The 3,171-nt window shown below is 71.9% G+C and carries 3 protein-coding genes; all 3 read left to right on the forward strand.

Translation table 11 applies throughout. The features are described from left to right. Positions 1-706: S-methyl-5-thioribose-1-phosphate isomerase (locus AC51EU_RS28920; protein WP_496270051.1), on the forward strand; the 706-nt coding region annotated here is incomplete at its 5' end. Continuing rightward, positions 703-1,380 carry a two-component system response regulator MtrA gene (gene mtrA / locus AC51EU_RS28925; protein WP_496270052.1) on the forward strand — a complete coding sequence of 226 codons (678 nt, stop codon included), beginning with the start codon at positions 703-705 and terminating at the stop codon, positions 1,378-1,380. The genes AC51EU_RS28920 and mtrA, both read left to right, overlap by 4 nt. Before the next feature lies 1 nt (position 1,381). Beyond that, on the forward strand, positions 1,382-3,171 hold a 1,790-nt coding region (gene mtrB, locus AC51EU_RS28930), incomplete at its 3' end, for an MtrAB system histidine kinase MtrB (RefSeq protein WP_496270053.1).

The following is a 3,171-nucleotide window of genomic DNA, read 5'->3' on the forward strand; positions in this document are numbered from 1 at the left end:
CCGGGCCCTGCTGGACCGGCTGCGGCCGGGCGGCGGGCACCGCGTCCTCACGCACTGCAACACGGGGGCGCTGGTGTCCGGTGGCGAGGGGACCGCCCTCGCGGTGGCGCTGGCGGCGCACCGTGCCGGTGACCTGCGCCGGCTGTGGGTGGACGAGACGCGCCCCCTGTTGCAGGGGGCGCGGCTGACCGCCTACGAGGCGGCGCGGGCGGGCATGGCGTACACCGTGCTGGCCGACGGGGCGGCGGGTTCGCTGTTCGCCGCGGGGGAGGTGGACGCGGTGCTGATCGGCGCGGACCGGATCGCGGCGGACGGGGCGGTCGCCAACAAGGTGGGCAGCTATCCGCTGGCGGTGCTGGCCCGGTACCACCGTGTTCCGTTCATCGTGGTGGCGCCGACCAGTACGGTCGACCTGGAGACCGCGGAGGGTGCGGACATCGTGGTGGAGCAACGGCCGGGGCGTGAGGTGACGGAGTTCTCGTTGCCGTCGGTCCAGGGGGCCGGTGCGGGTGGCGGGATTCCCGTGGCGCCGTCCGGCGCGGAGGGCTACAACCCGGCGTTCGACGTCACCCCCGCAGAGCTGGTCACGGCCATCGTGACCGAGGCGGGAGTGGTGTCGCCGGTCACCCGGGACGGGCTCGCGGAGCTGTGTTCCGCCTCACGATGGAGTACGTCACGATCAGGTAATGGGATGATGGCCGAATGAAGGGACGCGTCCTGGTCGTCGACGACGACACCGCACTGGCAGAGATGCTCGGCATCGTGCTGCGCGGCGAAGGCTTTGAACCGTCGTTCGTGTCGGACGGTGACAAGGCGCTCGCAGCCTTCCGCGAGACCAAGCCCGACCTGGTCCTCCTCGATCTCATGCTGCCCGGACGGGACGGTATCGAGGTGTGCCGGCTGATCCGGGCCGAGTCCGGGGTGCCGATCGTGATGCTGACCGCCAAGAGCGACACGGTGGATGTGGTCGTCGGGCTCGAATCGGGCGCGGACGACTACATCGTCAAGCCGTTCAAGCCCAAGGAACTGGTCGCCCGGATCCGGGCGCGGCTGCGGCGCTCGGAGGAGCCGGCGCCCGAGCAGCTGGCCATCGGTGACCTCGTCATCGATGTGGCGGGCCACTCCGTGAAGCGCGAGGGGCAGTCGATCGCGCTGACGCCGCTGGAGTTCGACCTGCTGGTGGCGCTGGCGCGCAAGCCGTGGCAGGTGTTCACCCGTGAGGTGCTGCTGGAGCAGGTCTGGGGTTACCGTCACGCGGCCGACACCCGTCTAGTCAACGTCCATGTGCAGCGGCTGCGCTCCAAGGTCGAGAAGGACCCCGAGCGCCCGGAGATCGTGGTGACCGTGCGCGGGGTCGGCTACAAGGCCGGGCCCAACTGACATGAGCCGGGACGGTTCGCCCCCGGAGAACTCGCGGGGACGCACCGCCGGCCCGGCGAGCGGGACGTCCTTCTCCCGGAGGCTGTCGGCCAGGTTGCTGCGCGGCGGGCAGTTGCTGCCCGACGGTGCGGTGAGCGGCCCGGTGCACCCGCTGCTGCGGCTGTTCAGCCGCTGGGTGCGGCGGCCGCTGCTGCCCGCCGTGCGGCTGTGGCGGCGCAACATCCAGCTCAGGGTGGTCGCCACCACCCTGTTGATGTCGCTGGTCGTGGTACTGCTGCTGGGTGTCGTGGTGGTCGGGCAGGTCCGTAACGGCCTGCTCACCGCGAAGGCACAGGCCGCGCAGAGCCAGGCCGTGGGCGGCTTCGGCGTGGCGCAGAAGCTGGCCGACAACGCCGGGGAGACGGGTGAGGAAACCGGGCGGACCGGGAACCGCGGCAGCCAGGACTCCGCGACCTGGCTGACCGGCCTGGTCGAACAGCTCGCCAGCGGTGGCCAGGGCGTCTACTACATCGTCGCGCTCAGCTCCGACACCGAGGAGCCGTTCGGCGACGACAGCCGCGGCACCCGCGGCCCCCGCGCCTCCGGGGACATCGACCCCGAGCGCAGTGTGCCCCCCGAGCTGCGCCACAAGCTGGACGCCAAGGCCGGCACGTTCCGCCGGTACACGCCGATCAGGCACATCGGGTCCGACGAGGCCGTGCCGGCGATCGTCATCGGCAAGCGCCTCAACGACGTGAACGGCAACCAGTACCAGTTGTACTACCTCTTCCCGTTCACGCAGGAGGCGGAGTCGCTGAAGCTGGTGACGGGGACGCTGGCGACGGCCGGCGTGTTCGTGGTGATCCTGCTCGGCGCGATCGCCTGGCTCGTCGTCCGCCAGGTCGTGACGCCCGTACGGATGGCCGCGCGGATCTCCGAGCGGCTGGCCGCCGGTCTCCTCCAGGAACGGATGAAGGTCACCGGCGAGGACGACATCGCTCGTCTCGGTGAATCCTTCAACAAGATGGCGCAGAACCTCCAGCTCAAGATCCAGCAGTTGGAGGAGCTGTCGCGGATGCAGCGCCGTTTCGTCTCGGACGTCTCGCACGAGCTGCGGACGCCCCTGACGACGGTGCGGATGGCGGCGGACGTCATCCACGAGGCGCGGGAGGACTTCGATCCGGCCACCGCGCGCTCCGCTGAGCTGCTGCGCGGCCAGCTCGACCGGTTCGAGGCGCTGCTCGCCGAGCTGCTGGAGATCAGCCGGTTCGACGCGGGGGCCGCCGCGCTGGAGGCCGAGCCGATCGATCTGCGCGATGTCGTGCACCGCGTCATCGAGGGCGCCGAGCCGCTGGCGGAACGCAAGGGCAGCCGCATCCTGGTGCGCGGCGCCGAGCAGCCGGTGATCGCGGAGGCGGACGCCCGGCGGGTGGAGCGGGTGCTGCGGAACCTCGTCGTCAACGCCGTGGAGCACGGCGAGGGCCGCGATGTGGTGGTCCGGCTGGCGTCCGCGGGCGACCCCGGCAGCGGCGCGGTGGCGGTCGCGGTACGGGACTACGGCGTGGGCCTCAAGCCCGGCGAGGCGACCCGTGTCTTCGACCGTTTCTGGCGCGCCGACCCGGCACGTGCCCGGACGACGGGCGGTACGGGCCTGGGGCTGTCCATCGCGGTCGAGGACGCCCGGCTGCACGGCGGCTGGTTGCAGGCGTGGGGCGAGCCCGGCGGCGGGTCGCAGTTCCGGCTGACGCTGCCGCGGACGGCCGGCGCGGCGCTGCGCGGCTCCCCGATTCCCCTGGAGCCGGAGGATTCCCG

This window comes from Candidatus Streptomyces philanthi (assembly GCF_059553635.1).